The following is a 14,777-nucleotide window of genomic DNA, read 5'->3' as shown; positions in this document are numbered from 1 at the left end:
CGGCCTTCCTCATGCCCTCGTTCGCGCCCGCGGGGGCCGTTCGCTCACAGCGAACCGCCCTGTCGCGGCGCCCCTTCCGGCCTGCCCCACTCCACCTGCGGCGCCTCGTGGTGGGCGGCGTGCCGGGGCGGACGGGTCACGACGGCGAGCGCGAAGACGTCCTCCGCCCCGTCGAGCACCCCGCCGGAGGGATCGTCGTCCCCGGTCCGGCGCACCACGTCCCGCTCCGGCATGAGGATGTCGCGCACGACGACGGCGCACAGGTACAGCGTGCCCAGCAGGTGCAGCACGATCGCCCACTGGTAGCCGTGCGTCGGCAGGCCCTTGTGGGCGTCTCCGCTGGTCGTGTAGGCGAGGTACATCCAGATGCCGAGGAAGTACGCCACCTCGCAGGCCTGCCAGATCAGGAAGTCCCGCCACCTGGGCCGGGCGAGGGCCGCCAGCGGCACCAGCCAGAGCACGTACTGCGGCGAGTAGACCTTGTTGGTGAGGATGAAGACCGCCACGATCAGGAAGGCCAGCTGGGCGAAGCGCGGCCGGCGCGGGGCGGTGAACGTGAGCACGGCGATGCCGAGGGAGCACAGCACCACCAGCACGGTGGCGGCGGTGTTCACGAAGTCGGTGCTCGGCGGGTGGTTCGAGTTCTGGGACCAGATCAGCCAGAACGAGCCGAAGTCGACGCCCCGGTCATGGCTGAACGTGTAGAACTTCGACCAGCCCGGGAAGGCGAACAGCATCACCGGCAGGTTCACCATCAGCCAGGCGCCCGCCGTCCCCACCACGGCCTCCCCGAAGGCCCGCCATTTGCCGGCCCGCCAGCACAACACGAACAGCGGACCGAGCAGCAGCACGGGGTAGAGCTTGGCGGCCGTGGCGAGCCCCAGGAGGACACCGAAGGCGATCGGGCGGCCGCGGGCCCACATCAGCATCGCGGCGGCCGTCAGCGCCACCGCCAGCAGGTCCCAGTTGATGGTGGCGGTCAGCGCCGCGGCGGGTGCCAGGGCGACCAGCAGGCCGTCCCAGGGGCGCCTGCGGTGGGTGCGGGCCACACAGACGGCGAGTACGGCCGTGCAGACCATCAGCATCGCGGCGTTGACGAACCAGTACCACTGCTCCTGGTGCTGGATACCCATGCCGTGCGGGGTCAGCCAGGAAGCCACCTGCATGAACACTCCGGTCAGCACCGGGTATTCGAGATAGCCCATGCCGCCGGAGAGGGCGTCCGGGAGCCGGTCGAAGTAGGGCACGAGATGGTCGGCGAAGCCACGGCCCTGGTAGAGGTGCGGGATGTCCGAGTAGCACGCCTTCGTGTACTGGGAGCTCGCGCCGAAGAACCAGGCGCTGCGGTAGCACGGCACCTTCTGGACCATCCCGAGGGCGAACATGCCGATCGCCACGAGCACGACGACCCGTACGGGCGTCCACCAGGAGGTCCCGAGCAGGGCGTACCGCCCGATGGGGCCGCCGACCAGCTCACTGCCGGCCTCCGCGACCTCGTCCTCCCTGGTCGGACGTACCGGCTCCGGTGGGGCGGACCGCTCCGGCTCGGGCTCGTACACGCCCGGGGGTGTCATCTCTGCACTGGGCATGGGCCACATCCTGCCGTACCCACCCATGAAAACGCGGAGGGCCGCCGCACCTGGTGGGTGCGGCGGCCCCTGTTTCACGTGAAACACGCATGGCGGGCGATATGACCGCCAATCGGTCGGGCGGCCGGGCTAGCCCGTCGCGCCTCCCCAGAGGGTTCCTCCGTTGCCGTTGCCCCGGGTGCCGCCAGTGGTGGGATCGGTGCTCGTCGGCGAGGGTGTCGTCCCGCCGTCCACGCCTCCGGTGCCGGCCCCGCCGGCGCCGTTGCCGTTGCCGCCGCCGTTGCCGTTGCCGCCGTCGGTGCAGCCGAAGAAGCCACAGGTCTGGCTGTTCGACGGGCTCGGGGAGGCGCTGCCGCTCGGCGACGGGCTCGTGGACGGGGTGGCCGACGGGCTCTGCGTGGCCGACGGCTTCGGCGTCGGGCTCGGCTCGGGGTTCAGCACCATGCCGATGGGCTGGGGTGCCGGGAACGTCAGCGCCGGCTGACCCTCCAGCGCCTGGGTCATGTAGTCGTGGAAGATCTCCGACGGGAACGAGGCGCCGTGGATCTGCTTCTGGCCACCCGTTCCGTACATCTCCAGGAACGAACGCTGCTTGTTGTTCGCGTTGTCGTCCAGGCGGAACATGGTGATCGCGGTGGACAGCTGCGGGGTGTAGCCGACGAACCAGGCCGACTTGTTGCCGTCGGTGGTACCGGTCTTGCCGGCCACCTCGCGGCCGGGCAGCCGGGCGTTGGTACCCGTGCCCTTGTCGACCACGGTCCGCAGGACGTCGGTGACGTTGTTCGCCACGTTCGCGGGGTAGGCATCCTTCGGCTTCGCCTCGTGCTTGTAGACGACCCCGTCCTTGCTCTCGACCTTGTCGACCGAGTACGGGTCGTTCTGCCTGCCGCTGTTGGCGAAGGTGCCGTAGGCCCCGGCCATGCGGATGGCGCTCGGGTCGGAGGTTCCGATCGAGAAGGACGGGTAGTCGGAACTGGCCAGGCTGCTCTTCAGCAGGCCCGCGTCCAGCGCGGACTGCTCGACCTTGTCCAGGCCCACGTCCATGCCGAGCTGCACATAGGCGGAGTTCACCGAGTACTGCATCGCCTCACGAAGGTCGATCTTGTAGTCCGGCGCGTCGCCGACGGACTCATCGCCGTCGTTGGTCTGGAGCCACTCCTTGCCGTCCTTGTCCGTCCAGACGGTGTGGTCGTAGTTCTCGATCTTGAGCTTGTTCTTGCCGCTGTACAGGCTCTTGGGAGAGGCGATCGTGCGCTCGTCCTCGCCCTGCGAGGGCGGGCCGTGCGGGTCGCGCACGCCCCACTTCATCGAGGCGGCCAGCACGAAGGGCTTGAACGTCGAACCCACCTGGGCACCGGTCGAGTCGGCGTTGTCGGTGAAGTGCTTGGTCGCGTCCACACCGCCGTAGATGGCCTTGATGGCACCCGACGACGGCTCGACCGAGGCACCGCCGAACTGGACGTAGGTGTCGTACTTCGGACGCCGCTTGGGGTCGATGTTCGACTTCTGGACCTTCTTGACGGCCGCTTCCAGCGCGTCGACCTTCTTCTTGTCGAAGGTCGTGTGGATCCGGTAGCCGCCCTTCTGCAGATCGTCCGCGGTGATATGGGTCTTGTCGCTGTTGTTGATCAGGTAGGACTTGGCGAGGTCGACCAGGTAACCGACCTGGCCGCTGAGCCGGCTGTTGGACCGCGGGTTCTGCGAGTGGGGGAGCGTGGTGTATTTCGCACGCTCCTCGGCGCTCAGGTGGCCGTACTTGACCATCTTGTCGAGGGTGTCCTGCATCTGCCCCAGGGCGCGCCTCTTGTTCGCCTCGGCCGTGGCGGCGGGGTCCAGGGAGGTCGCGCCGGCCGGGTCGAAGTAGGTGGCACCCTTCAGCATCGCCGCGAGGAAGGCGCACTGGCCGGGGTTGAGGTCCTTGGCGTCGATGTTGAAGTAGGCGCGAGAGGCCGCCTGGATGCCGTAGGCGCCGCGGCCGAAGTACGCCGAGTTCAGGTAACCGGCCATGATCTTCGGCTTGGGGACCGTGGCGCCCACCTTGATCGCGACGAAGATCTCCTTGAACTTGCGGGAGATGGTCTGCGACTGGTCATCGAGCATGGCGTTCTTGACGTACTGCTGGGTGATCGTCGAACCACCCTGCGTCTGACCGCCCCGGGCCATGTTGAACACCGCTCGCGCGATACCCGCCGGGTCCACGCCGCTGTCGGTCTCGAAGGTCTTGTTCTCCTGGGAGATGACGGCGTAGCGCATCTCCTTGGGGATGTCCTCGTAGTTGATGATCTGGCGGTTGGTCTCACCACCGGTCGCGACCATCACCGATCCGTCGGACCAGTAGTAGACGTTGTTCTGCGCCTGCGCGGTCTTGGCCACGTCGGGGACGCTCACCATCGCGTACCCGATGCCGGCGACAGCCACCAGGCAGCCCACGAAGCCGATGAACATCCCCGACACGAGCTTCCAGGACGGCACCCACCGGTGCCACCCGTACTTGTCCGCGCGGGGATAGTCGATGATCCGTTTCTTGCCGGGCGGGGCTGTGCGCCCCCGGCCGCGTCCGGGCCCGGACGGGCCGCCCGGGCCGCCGCGGCGGCCGACGGGATCGGCTCTGCGGCGTCCTCCGCCGCTTCTCTGGGCCGCGCGCCGGGCCTCGGCGCGGCCGCCGAGCGACCGCCCCTCGTCTCCCGGAGAGTCGGCAGGCGATCCGCTGGCGCCTCGCGGTGCCGCGCGGCGGCCGGGGGACGAACCGGGCTGGCCGCGTCGGGCCGCGGCACGTCCGCCTCCCTGCGGCTGCGGCGGTTTGCGACGGTGCTCGCTCATCGAACGATTACTCCTCGGGCAGGCGCACCCTTGCGCGCCTGGACTGGCGGCTGGTTTCCGGTCCCCCCGGCGTACGGATGTGGTCGGTCGCGCATTCACCCGTACTGCACCGGGGACGACGACGCTCCCCAGGCGTCGCATGGTTCCCGGTGGTCTGCATGCCGCACAGACTACGCATCGCCAAAACCTGCCGAGCCCCGAAGTTCACCGCAAACCAGGCAAGTTGCCTCCTACGAATCCGTTATGTGATCCCGTTCACCACCGTCCCTCTTGTCGCACGCGAGTCACCGTTCTATCGTCGTGATGTATCGAGTCGATACATCAGCGCGAGATAAAGACGCTGAGAGGCACTGGGAGACCCGCGGTGGAACCCGCGGGGCCGGGAGGAGGCGACGATGAGCAGGCGCTCCGGCATCCTCGAATTCGCCGTGCTCGGCCTGCTGCGCGAGTCTCCTATGCACGGTTACGAACTTCGTAAACGACTCAACACGTCCCTGGGTGTGTTCCGTGCGTTCAGCTACGGAACCCTGTACCCCTGCCTCAAGACGCTGGTCGCGAGCGGCTGGTTGACCGAGGAACCGGGCAACACCCACGAGGACGCCCTCGCCGCTCCCCTCGCCGGACGCCGCGCCAAGATCGTCTACCGGTTGACGGCGGAGGGTAAGGAGCACTTCGAGGATCTGCTCTCGCAGACCGGTCCCGACGCGTACGAGGACGAGCACTTCGCCGCACGGTTCGCCTTCTTCGGGCAGACCTCGCGCGATGTGCGCATGCGCGTGCTGGAGGGCCGGCGCAGCCGTCTGGAGGAGCGCCTGGAGAAGATGCGCGCCTCCCTGGCTCGGACGCGGGAGCGCCTGGACGACTACACACTTGAGCTCCAGCGCCACGGGATGGAGTCCGTGGAGCGCGAAGTGCGCTGGCTGAACGAGCTCATCGAGAGCGAGCGAGCCGGACGGGACCTGAGGGGTTCCGCGTCCGGGGGGCCCGCTCGACAGGACACCACCACTGGATCGACGGGCGGCCTGCCCCGTCCCGGGAGCACCTCCCGGACGGATACGCCCGGCGACACCGCCACGTGAGTCCCAGTCAGGGCCTCACTCGTACACACAGGGAGCAACCGGAATGGGTTCGGTTCGCGTAGCCATCGTCGGCGTGGGCAACTGCGCCGCGTCGCTGGTGCAGGGAGTCGAGTACTACAAGGACGCCGACGCGACGTCCAAGGTCCCCGGCCTGATGCACGTGCAGTTCGGTGACTACCACGTGCGCGACATCGAGTTCGTGGCCGCGTTCGACGTGGACGCCAAGAAGGTCGGCCTCGACCTCGCGGACGCGATCGGCGCCTCCGAGAACAACACCATCAAGATCTGCGACGTGCCCAACAGCGGTGTCACGGTGCAGCGCGGCCACACCCTCGACGGCCTGGGCAAGTACTACCGCCAGACCATCGAGGAGTCCGAGGCCGAGCCGGTCGACATCGTCCAGATCCTGAAGGACAAGCAGGTCGACGTCCTGGTCTGCTACCTGCCGGTCGGCTCCGAGGACGCGGCGAAGTTCTACGCCCAGTGCGCCATCGACGCCAAGGTCGCCTTCGTCAACGCCCTTCCGGTCTTCATCGCCGGCACCAAGGAGTGGGCGGACAAGTTCACCGAGGCCGGTGTGCCGATCGTCGGTGACGACATCAAGTCCCAGGTCGGCGCCACCATCACGCACCGCGTCATGGCGAAGCTGTTCGAGGACCGCGGTGTCATCCTGGACCGCACGATGCAGCTGAACGTCGGCGGCAACATGGACTTCAAGAACATGCTTGAGCGCGAGCGCCTGGAGTCCAAGAAGATCTCCAAGACGCAGGCCGTCACCTCCCAGATCCCCGACCGGGACCTCGGCGAGAAGAACGTCCACATCGGCCCGTCCGACTACGTGGCCTGGCTGGACGACCGCAAGTGGGCCTACGTCCGCCTTGAGGGCCGTGCCTTCGGTGACGTCCCGCTGAACCTGGAATACAAGCTTGAGGTCTGGGACTCCCCGAACTCCGCCGGTGTCATCATCGACGCCCTGCGTGCCGCGAAGATCGCCAAGGACCGCGGCATCGGCGGCCCGATCCTCTCCGCGTCCTCCTACTTCATGAAGTCCCCGCCGGTCCAGTACTTCGACGACGAGGCCCGCGAGAACGTCGAGAAGTTCATCCGCGGCGACGTCGAGCGCTAGATCGACAGGGCGCGGCGCGCTAGGTCGACAGGGCGCAGCGCGCTAGATCGACAGGGCACACTGCCCTGAAGCTCGGCACCGTCTGACGGCGTGGCGCGCCGGCTCTTCGGAGCGCGGCGTGCCACGGGGAACCGCTCGTACAAAATCGCTCCTGCCAGGGCTGAGAAGGTCCCCGGGTCCGCCCCGGGGACCTTCCGCATATGTGAGGCTGTGCCCCATGCCCGTCGTCCGTGACCTGCGCGTCCTGTTGCGCCTGCGGTACTTCCGGCGCCTGCTGTACGTCCGTCTGCTGTCCCAGGGTGCCGACGGTGTCTACCAGGTCGCGCTCGCCGCCTACGTCGTCTTCTCCCCGGAGAAGCAGACCTCGGCGGCCGCGATCGCCTCGGCGATGGCGGTGCTGCTGCTCCCCTACTCTCTCGTCGGCCCCTTCGCGGGCGTCCTGCTGGACCGCTGGCGGCGACGCCAGGTGTTCGTGTACGGCAATCTGCTGCGCGCCCTGCTGGCCGTCGGCACGGCCGTACTCATGGCGGGGGATGTCCCGGCCTGGCTCTTCTACGCCTCCGCGCTGTGTGTCACGGCCGTCAACCGCTTCATCCTCGCCGGGCTGTCCGCGGCGCTTCCCCGCGTGGTCGACACCGAGCGCCTGGTGATCGCCAACTCACTGTCCCCGACGGCAGGCACCCTCGCCGCGACCGCCGGGGGCGGACTCGCCTTCGCGGTACGGCTGCTGTCCTCGGGCTCGGACGCCGCGGTGGTGCTGCTGGGCGCCCTCCTGTATCTGTGCGCGTGCCTGGTCTCCCTGAGCATGGCGCCCGCCCTCCTCGGCCCCGACCGGCAGCAACTGCAACCGCACCTCATGACCGCGCTCGCCGACACGGCCCGTGATCTGCTCGCGGCCATACGGCATCTGGCCGCACCCCGGCGCAGGGAGGCGGCCTGGGCACTGGCCTCGATGACGCTGATGCGCTTCTGCTACGGCGCACTCCTCGTCCTGCTCCTCATGCTGTGCCGCTACGCCCTCGCGTCCGGCCCCGAGGAGGGGCTGCGGCTGCTCGGGCTGGCGCTGGCCCTGTCCGGCGCCGGGTTCTTCGTGGCGGCCGCGGTGACGCCCTGGGCGACGGGACGGCTCGGACCGATCCGCTGGATCGTGGTGTGCTCGGCGGCGGCCTCCCTGCTGGAGCCCGCGCTCGGTCTGCCGTTCGCCACCGCACCGCTGCTGGTCGCCGCCTTCGTGCTGGGCCTGATCACCCAGGGCGCCAAGATCGCGACCGACACCGTCGTCCAGTCCCGCGTCGACGACGGCTTCCGCGGGCGGATCTTCTCCGTCTACGACGTCCTCTTCAATGTGGCCTTCGTCGGCGCGGCCGGCGTGGCGGCCCTGATGCTCCCGCCGGACGGCAGATCACCGCTGCTGGTCGCCCTGGTCGCCGTGATCTACGCGGTCGTCGCCCTGTGGCTGGCGTACTTCGACCGGCTCCTGGGAGGGGCCGGGAAACAGAAAGAGGGTCGATGTTTCACGTGAAACATCGACCCGTGACGCGGTCGGCCCGGCGGATGTTTCACGTGAAACCACGACCGGACCGATCCCTCATTCCTGTCCGGCCCACCACTCCTTGAGCGCGGCCACCGCGGCGTCGTGCTCCATCGGGCCGTTCTCCAGCCGCAGCTCCAGCAGGAACTTGTACGCCTTGCCGATCACCGGGCCGGGGCTGACGCCCAGGATCTCCATGATCTGGTTGCCGTCGAGGTCCGGGCGGATCGAGTCCAGCTCCTCCTGCTCCTGCAACTGGGCAATGCGGTCCTCCAGGCCGTCATAGGCCCGGGACAGCGTGGCCGCCTTCCGCTTGTTGCGGGTCGTGCAGTCGGAGCGGGTCAGCTTGTGCAGGCGCTCCAGCAGGGGGCCCGCGTCGCGCACATAGCGGCGGACCGCCGAGTCCGTCCACTCCCCGGTGCCGTAGCCGTGGAAGCGCAGATGGAGTTCGACCAGCCGCGAGACGTCCTTCACCAGCTCGTTGGAGTACTTCAGGGCGGTCATGCGCTTCTTGGTCATCTTGGCACCGACCACCTCGTGGTGGTGGAAGGAGACCCGGCCGTCCTTCTCGAAGCGGCGCGTGCGCGGCTTGCCGATGTCGTGCAGCAGCGCGGCCAGCCGCAGCGTGAGGTCGGGGCCGTTCTCCTCCAGCGCGATCGCCTGCTCCAGGACGATCAGCGTGTGCTCGTAGACGTCCTTGTGCCGGTGGTGCTCGTCGCTCTCCAGGCGCAGCGCCGGCAGCTCGGGCAGCACATGGTCGGCGAGCCCGGTGCCGACGAGAAGGGTCAGCCCCTTGCGCGGGTGGTCGGAGAGGATCAGCTTGTTCAGCTCGTCCCGGACCCGCTCCGCGGAGACGATCTCGATGCGCTCGGCCATGTCCGTCATGGCGGCGACGACCTCGGGGGCGACCTCGAAGTCCAGCTGGGCGGCGAACCGGGCGGCCCGCATCATCCGCAGCGGGTCGTCCGAGAAGGACTCCTCCGGCGTGCCCGGCGTCCGCAGCACGCGGGCCGCGAGGTCCTCCAGGCCGCCGTGCGGGTCGATGAACTCCTTCTCCGGCAGGGCCACGGCCATCGCGTTGACCGTGAAGTCCCGGCGGACCAGATCCTCCTCGATGGAGTCGCCGTAGGACACCTCGGGCTTGCGCGAGGTGCGGTCGTACGCCTCCGACCGGTAGGTCGTGATCTCGATCTGGAAGTTCATGTCGGCGTCTCCGACCCGGGCGCCCTTGTTCGCGCCGACGGTACCGAAGGCGATCCCCACCTCCCAGACGGCGTCCGCCCAGGGCCGGACGATCTTCAGTACGTCCTCGGGGCGGGCATCGGTGGTGAAGTCCAGATCATTGCCGAGCCGGCCGAGCAGTGCGTCGCGCACCGATCCGCCGACCAGGGCGAGGGAGAACCCCGCCTCGTGGAATCGGCGGGCGAGATCGTCGGCGACCGGCGCCACCCGCAGCAGCTCGGTGACCGCACGCTGCTGGGCCTGGCTCAGGGCGGAGGGAGTGTCTTCGTTGGGGTTCGGCACAACAGAAGAGGGTACGTGGCCCAGGCCCTCCGAGGCTCCCCGATAAGGCCGAGGGCCCCTGCCGGAACGGGGGTGCGGCTGGGTTCCGGCATACCCGCGCAAGTACAGCTCTTGCGGCGTACGACTGCACTCCCCTCGATACTGGACATAGGGGACGGGTCGTCCCGTCCAGCGATCTTGTGACCTGGACCGCGGCACTTCCGCTCGGCGCACATCGTTACCATGCGGGGACGCACATTCCGACGACCACTGAGACGACGAGGGACGGGCGAGCGCGTGGCCGAGGCGGCTGACTTCCAGGGGACCAGTGCCTCACCTGCGCGCCGATGGCTGCGGCGCACCGGAGCGCTGCTCGCCGGGGCGCCCCTGCTGGCCGGGCTGCTCCAGCTGCCCGCCGCCGCGCCCGCCGCGGCGGAGGGCGCGGACCCGGTGTCCGTCTCCCTGGACTCGCTGAGCCCCAACGCCCCCACGGACGGTGACACCCTCACCGTCTCCGGCACGGTGACCAACAACGGCAAGCAGGCCGTGACCGGCGCCCATGTGGGCCTGCGGGTCGGCCCGAGGCTGAACACCCGCTCGGGGATCAACGACGTGGCCCGGCACCCCGACGACGTCCAGGGCCTCACCGGCTCCGAGGTGGGCGACAAGTACGAGCAGAAGTTCACCAAGCTGGCGCCGGGCATCGCCGAGCACTTCAGCATCTCCGTGCCGGTGGACAAGCTCGACCTCGGCGCGGACGGCGTCTACGAGTTCGGGGTCGCCCTGTCCGGGCAGACCTCCGCCCAGCCCTGGCAGCAGGTGCTCGGCATCCAGCGGACGTTCCTGCCGTGGCAGCCCTCCGACGCCGACACCAAGACCAGGACGACCTTCCTGTGGCCGCTGCTGTCCACCGTCCACATGACGGCCAGGACCGGCGCCGGCGAGTTGCAGACGCCGGTGTTCCTCGACGACGACCTGGCCAAGGAGCTGGCGCCGGGCGGCCGCCTGGACCAGATGGTCAGCCTGGGCAAGGACCTGGACGTCACCTGGGTGATCGACCCGGACCTGCTGGCCTCCGTGGACGCCATGGCATCGGGCAACTACCGGTTGCAGGGCGACGGCGACACCACGGTGCCCGGACCCAAGGAGCACCAGGCGCTCGCCAAGCAGTGGCTGGCGAACCTGCAGAAGGCGGTGGTGGGCAAGGAGGTCGTCGCGCTGCCCTTCGCCGACCCGGACGTGGCCTCTCTCGCGCACCGCGGCACCAGCGTCGCCGGTTCCCTCAGCCACCTCAAGGACGCCACGGACGTCGCCGCCATCACGGTGAAGACCGTGCTCCACGTCACGCCGAGCACCGACTACGCCTGGCCCGTGAACGGCGCCGTGGACCCGTCGATCATGCGGGTCGCGACCTCCGCCGGCGCGGACCGGGTGATCACCCGCGGCGACAGCCTCCAGGAGACGGCCGGCCTGTCGTACACGCCCTCCGCCGCCCGTCCGGTCGGCGGCGGCACCACGGCGGTCGTCGCCGACGCCAAGCTGTCCACGGCCTTCGAAGGCGATCTGACGAAGGCGGGCTCGGCCACGCTCGCCGTGCAGGAGTTCCTGGCCCAGAGCCTTGAGATCAACGCGCAGACGGACCGGCAGCGCAGCATCGTCGTCGCCCCGCAGCGCATGCCCACGGCGGACCAGGCGCAGGCGATGGCCGCGGCGGTACGGGCGCTGGAGGGCGGCACCTGGTCCCAGGCGCAGGACCTGACGTCGGCGGCCAAGGCCAAGCCCGACCCGAACGCCACCACGCGCATCCCGTCGACCTCGGTCTACCCCTCGTACCTGCGCCGGCAGGAGCTGCCGGTGTCGGCTTTCCAGCAGATCGCCCGGACCCAGGACAAGCTCGACGACTTCCAGGTGATCCTGTCCGACCAGTCCCGCGTGGTCACCCCGTTCGGACGGGCCATAAACCGCGGGATGTCCACGTCGTGGCGGGGCCGGAGCGAGGCCGGGGACAGCTTCCGCAGCGGTGTGGAGGCGTGGCTGGACGATCTGGCCGGACAGGTCAAGCTGATCGACAAGTCCGAGACCAAGCTGTCCGGACGCAGCGCGACCATCCCGGTGACCGTCCAGAACAACCTCGTCCAGCCGGTCGGTCATCTGGTGCTGCGCCTCACCTCGACCCAGCCGACCCGACTGAAGATCGGCGGCAAGGCCTACTCCGAGCAGTCCGTCGACATCGCCGGCGGCCACGCCGCGTCGGTGAAGTTCACCACGTCGGCCAACGCCAACGGCCGGGCCACGGTGATCGCCCAGCTGTACACCGAGGACGGCCAGGAGTACGGCGCCCCGGTCAGCTTCGATGTGAAGGTCACCGAGGTCACGCCCACGGTGATGCTGGTCATCGGCGGCGGTGTGCTGCTCCTCGTCCTCGCCGGCTTCCGGATGTACACCCAGCGCAAGCGCGCGGCCGCCCGCCAGGCCGGGGAGGGCGGCGCGGGCAGCGCGGGGGAGGACCCGGACGGGCCGGGGAACCCGGACGAGCCCGGGGACCGTCTCCCGGAGGAGTCCGACTCCGCCCCCGGGGCAGACGACCCGGAGCAGCCGAGTGACCCTGCGCCGGACACCGCACCGGAAAGCACCGACCCGTCCGGGACGGGTGAGAGAGTGGACCGTTGAGCGATGTCGTGGCCGGTGGGCCCGGGACGATGAGGTGGGGTAAGGCATGAACGCGCCGTACGACGGTGACCGCGGCCAGGGCGCGGCCGGCTCGGGCTACCCCGAGACGCCGCCCGAGCCCGGCCAGGTGCCGCCGCAGCAAGCGGCGGACATGTACCTCCAGGACGCCTACGACCAGGATCCCTACCGGGCACACGATCTGACCGCCCAGGACCCGGTCGCCGAGGCGCTCTACGACCGCGCCGCGCACCCCCCGCCGCCCCCGGGCGGCTACGAGCAGCCGCTGTACGGACAGCCCTCCCAGTCGCCCTACGCGCCCGACCCGCGGGTGTGGGCGCAGACCCCGGCACCCGAGCCGGACGGCGCGGCGCCCTACCTGCCCTACGGCGACGACCCGCGCACGACCCAGTTCGTGGGCGTGGACGACCTGGTCTCGAACTCCGGCGAGGAGTACCACGAGCCGGACGCCTTCGCGCATCTCTTCAAGGACCAGCAGCAGGGCGGCGGGCACACGCCGATGGACCCGCCGGGCGTCCCGGGTCCGGCCGGCGCGCCGGGCATGGGGCCGGGGCCCGGTGGCCAGTACCCGCCCGCGTACGGCCGCCATCCGCAGCAGCAGAGCCCTTACGGCGGGCAGGGATACCCGTCGGCGCCCGCCGCGTCCTACGCCTCCGCCGGAAACCCGATGCAGCCCCCGGTGCCGGCACCGGCCGGTGCCCCGGTTTCCGGCGTCCCCGCCGGGTCCGCCCCGGCCGAGCCGGCCATGGCTCCCGCGGCCTCCGTGGCGACCGCCGCGCCCGCGAAGCGGGGCGGCAAGGTCGGCGGGCTGATGAAGTCCAGCGCCGTCATGGCGGCGGGCACCCTGGTCTCCCGGCTCACCGGCTTCGTCCGCTCCGCGCTGATCGTCTCCGCGCTCGGCCTCGGCTTCCTCGGCGACTCCTTCCAGGTCGCCTACCAGCTGCCGACCATGATCTACATCCTCACCGTCGGCGGCGGCCTCAACTCGGTCTTCGTGCCGCAGCTGGTCCGCGCGATGAAGGAGGACGACGACGGCGGCGAGGCCTTCGCCAACCGGCTGCTGACCCTCGTCATGGTGGCGCTCGCCGCGCTGACCGGTCTCGCGATGCTCGCGGCACCCCTGCTGGTGCGCATGCTGTCCAACCCGGTCGCCAGCAACCCGGCGGCCAACGACGTCGCGGTCACCTTCACCCGTTACTTCCTGCCCTCGATCTTCTTCATGGGCATCCATGTGGTGATGGGTCAGGTCCTCAACGCGCGCGGCAAGTTCGGCGCGATGATGTGGACCCCGGTCCTCAACAACATCGTCATCATCGTGACGCTGGGCATGTTCATCTGGGTCTACGGCACCGCGGCCCACTCCCACATGACGGTCACGAACATCCCGCCGCAGGGCCAGCGTCTGCTCGGCGTCGGCGTGCTGCTCGGCCTGGTCGTGCAGGCGCTGGCGATGATCCCCTACCTGCGCGAGACCGGGTTCCGGATCCGGCCGCGCTTCGACTGGCGCGGCCACGGCCTGGGCAAGGCCGCGATGCTCGCCAAGTGGACGGTCCTGTTCGTGCTCGCCAACCAGGCCGGCGCGATGATCGTCACCCAGCTGTCCACCGCGGCCACCAAGGAATCCGGCATCGCGGGCACCGGCTTCGCCGCCTACGCCAACGCCCAGCTGATCTGGGGCCTGCCGCAGGCCATCATCACGGTCTCCCTGATGGCCGCCCTGCTGCCCCGCATCTCCCGCTCGGCGGCCGAGGGCGACGGCGGCGCCGTACGCGACGACATCTCACAGGGGCTCAGGACCACCGCGGTCGCCATCGTCCCCGTCGCCTTCGGCTTCCTGGCGCTGGGCATCCCGATGTGCACCCTGATCTTCGGCAGCTCGGGCATCAGCGAGGCCACCAACATGGGCTACATGCTGATGGCCTTCGGCCTCGGCCTGATCCCGTTCTCGGTGCAGTACGTCGTCCTGCGCGCCTTCTACGCCTTCGAGGACACCCGCACCCCCTTCTACAACACGGTCATCGTCGCCGCGGTCAACGCGGGCGCCTCGGCCCTCTGCTTCTTCCTGCTGCCGGCCCGCTGGGCGGTCACCGGCATGGCGGCCGCCTACGGTGCCGCCTACGCGATCGGCGTGATCGTCGCCTGGCGGCGGCTGCGCAAGCGGCTGGGCGGCGACCTGGACGGCGCCCGCGTGATGCGGACGTACGCGCGGCTGTGCATCGCCTCGGTGCCGGCGGCGCTGCTCAGCGGCGCTGTCTGCTACGGCATCGGGCACACCCTCGGCCAGGGCGTCGTCGGCTCCTTCGCGGCGCTGATCCTCGGCGGGGCGGTCCTGTTCGGTGTCTTCTTCGTCGCCGCCCGCCGGATGCGGATCGACGAACTGAACTCGCTCGTGGGCATGGTGCGCGGGCGTCTGGGTCGCTGAGACGGGGGTAGGGGCACAA

General features: G+C 69.8%; 8 protein-coding genes. 5 read left to right on the top strand and 3 right to left on the bottom strand.

The annotated features are described in order from the left end of the window. Positions 1–44: 44 nt before the first annotated feature. Positions 45–1,589, bottom strand: a complete 1,545-nt coding sequence (locus tag ACWDD7_RS01705) for a glycosyltransferase family 87 protein (protein WP_450455663.1) — start codon at positions 1,587–1,589, stop codon at positions 45–47. A 129-nt stretch (positions 1,590–1,718) separates the two neighbouring features. Continuing rightward, positions 1,719–4,409 (bottom strand): transglycosylase domain-containing protein, encoded by a 2,691-nt coding sequence (locus ACWDD7_RS01700; RefSeq protein WP_450455661.1) that lies wholly within the window; start codon positions 4,407–4,409, stop codon positions 1,719–1,721. 395 nt (positions 4,410–4,804) lie between these two features. Here ACWDD7_RS01700 and ACWDD7_RS01695 point away from each other — a divergent pair, with 395 nt between their 5' ends. The 3 genes from ACWDD7_RS01695 to ACWDD7_RS01685 all read left to right on the top strand — a co-directional run bounded on the left by ACWDD7_RS01695 (position 4,805) and on the right by ACWDD7_RS01685 (position 8,136). Next, positions 4,805–5,488 carry a PadR family transcriptional regulator gene (locus tag ACWDD7_RS01695; protein WP_285556579.1) on the top strand — a complete coding sequence of 228 codons (684 nt, stop codon included), beginning with the start codon at positions 4,805–4,807 and terminating at the stop codon, positions 5,486–5,488. A 43-nt stretch (positions 5,489–5,531) separates the two neighbouring features. Further along, positions 5,532–6,614: an inositol-3-phosphate synthase gene (locus ACWDD7_RS01690; RefSeq protein ID WP_450455659.1), complete on the top strand. Its 1,083-nt coding sequence runs from the start codon at positions 5,532–5,534 to the stop codon at positions 6,612–6,614. A gap of 217 nt (positions 6,615–6,831) precedes the next feature. Beyond that, positions 6,832–8,136, top strand: coding sequence for an MFS transporter (locus ACWDD7_RS01685; RefSeq protein WP_450455657.1), 1,305 nt, complete (start codon positions 6,832–6,834; stop codon positions 8,134–8,136). Positions 8,137–8,202: 66 nt separating this feature from the next. On the opposite strand, the gene ACWDD7_RS01680 is transcribed toward ACWDD7_RS01685, so the two are convergent. Further along, positions 8,203–9,669, bottom strand: coding sequence for a CCA tRNA nucleotidyltransferase (locus tag ACWDD7_RS01680; protein WP_450455656.1), 1,467 nt, complete (start codon positions 9,667–9,669; stop codon positions 8,203–8,205). A gap of 276 nt (positions 9,670–9,945) precedes the next feature. Between ACWDD7_RS01680 and ACWDD7_RS01675 the strand changes: the two genes are divergently transcribed. Further along, a complete protein-coding gene (locus tag ACWDD7_RS01675) occupies positions 9,946–12,318 on the top strand; it encodes a DUF6049 family protein (protein ID WP_450455655.1) in 2,373 nt (790 codons plus the stop codon). Between the two features lie 46 nt (positions 12,319–12,364). Beyond that, positions 12,365–14,758 carry a murein biosynthesis integral membrane protein MurJ gene (murJ, locus tag ACWDD7_RS01670; protein ID WP_450455653.1) on the top strand — a complete coding sequence of 798 codons (2,394 nt, stop codon included), beginning with the start codon at positions 12,365–12,367 and terminating at the stop codon, positions 14,756–14,758. The last annotated feature ends 19 nt before the right edge of the window (positions 14,759–14,777 follow it).

The sequence above is a fragment of the Streptomyces sp. NPDC001056 genome, from assembly GCF_053598955.1.
Note: the sequence above shows the minus strand (reverse complement) of the source record. Positions and strands in the feature narration are given on the sequence as shown.

Excerpts from the sequence above, each read along its gene's own strand:
- ACWDD7_RS01705 (WP_450455663.1), bottom strand. The coding sequence starts at position 1,589 with ATGCCCAGTGCAGAGATGACACCCCCGGGCGTGTACGAGCCCGAGCCG.
- ACWDD7_RS01700 (WP_450455661.1), bottom strand. The coding sequence starts at position 4,409 with ATGAGCGAGCACCGTCGCAAACCGCCGCAGCCGCAGGGAGGCGGACGT.
- ACWDD7_RS01695 (WP_285556579.1), top strand. The coding sequence starts at position 4,805 with ATGAGCAGGCGCTCCGGCATCCTCGAATTCGCCGTGCTCGGCCTGCTG.
- ACWDD7_RS01690 (WP_450455659.1), top strand. The coding sequence starts at position 5,532 with ATGGGTTCGGTTCGCGTAGCCATCGTCGGCGTGGGCAACTGCGCCGCG.
- ACWDD7_RS01685 (WP_450455657.1), top strand. The coding sequence starts at position 6,832 with ATGCCCGTCGTCCGTGACCTGCGCGTCCTGTTGCGCCTGCGGTACTTC.
- murJ (WP_450455653.1), top strand. The coding sequence starts at position 12,365 with ATGAACGCGCCGTACGACGGTGACCGCGGCCAGGGCGCGGCCGGCTCG.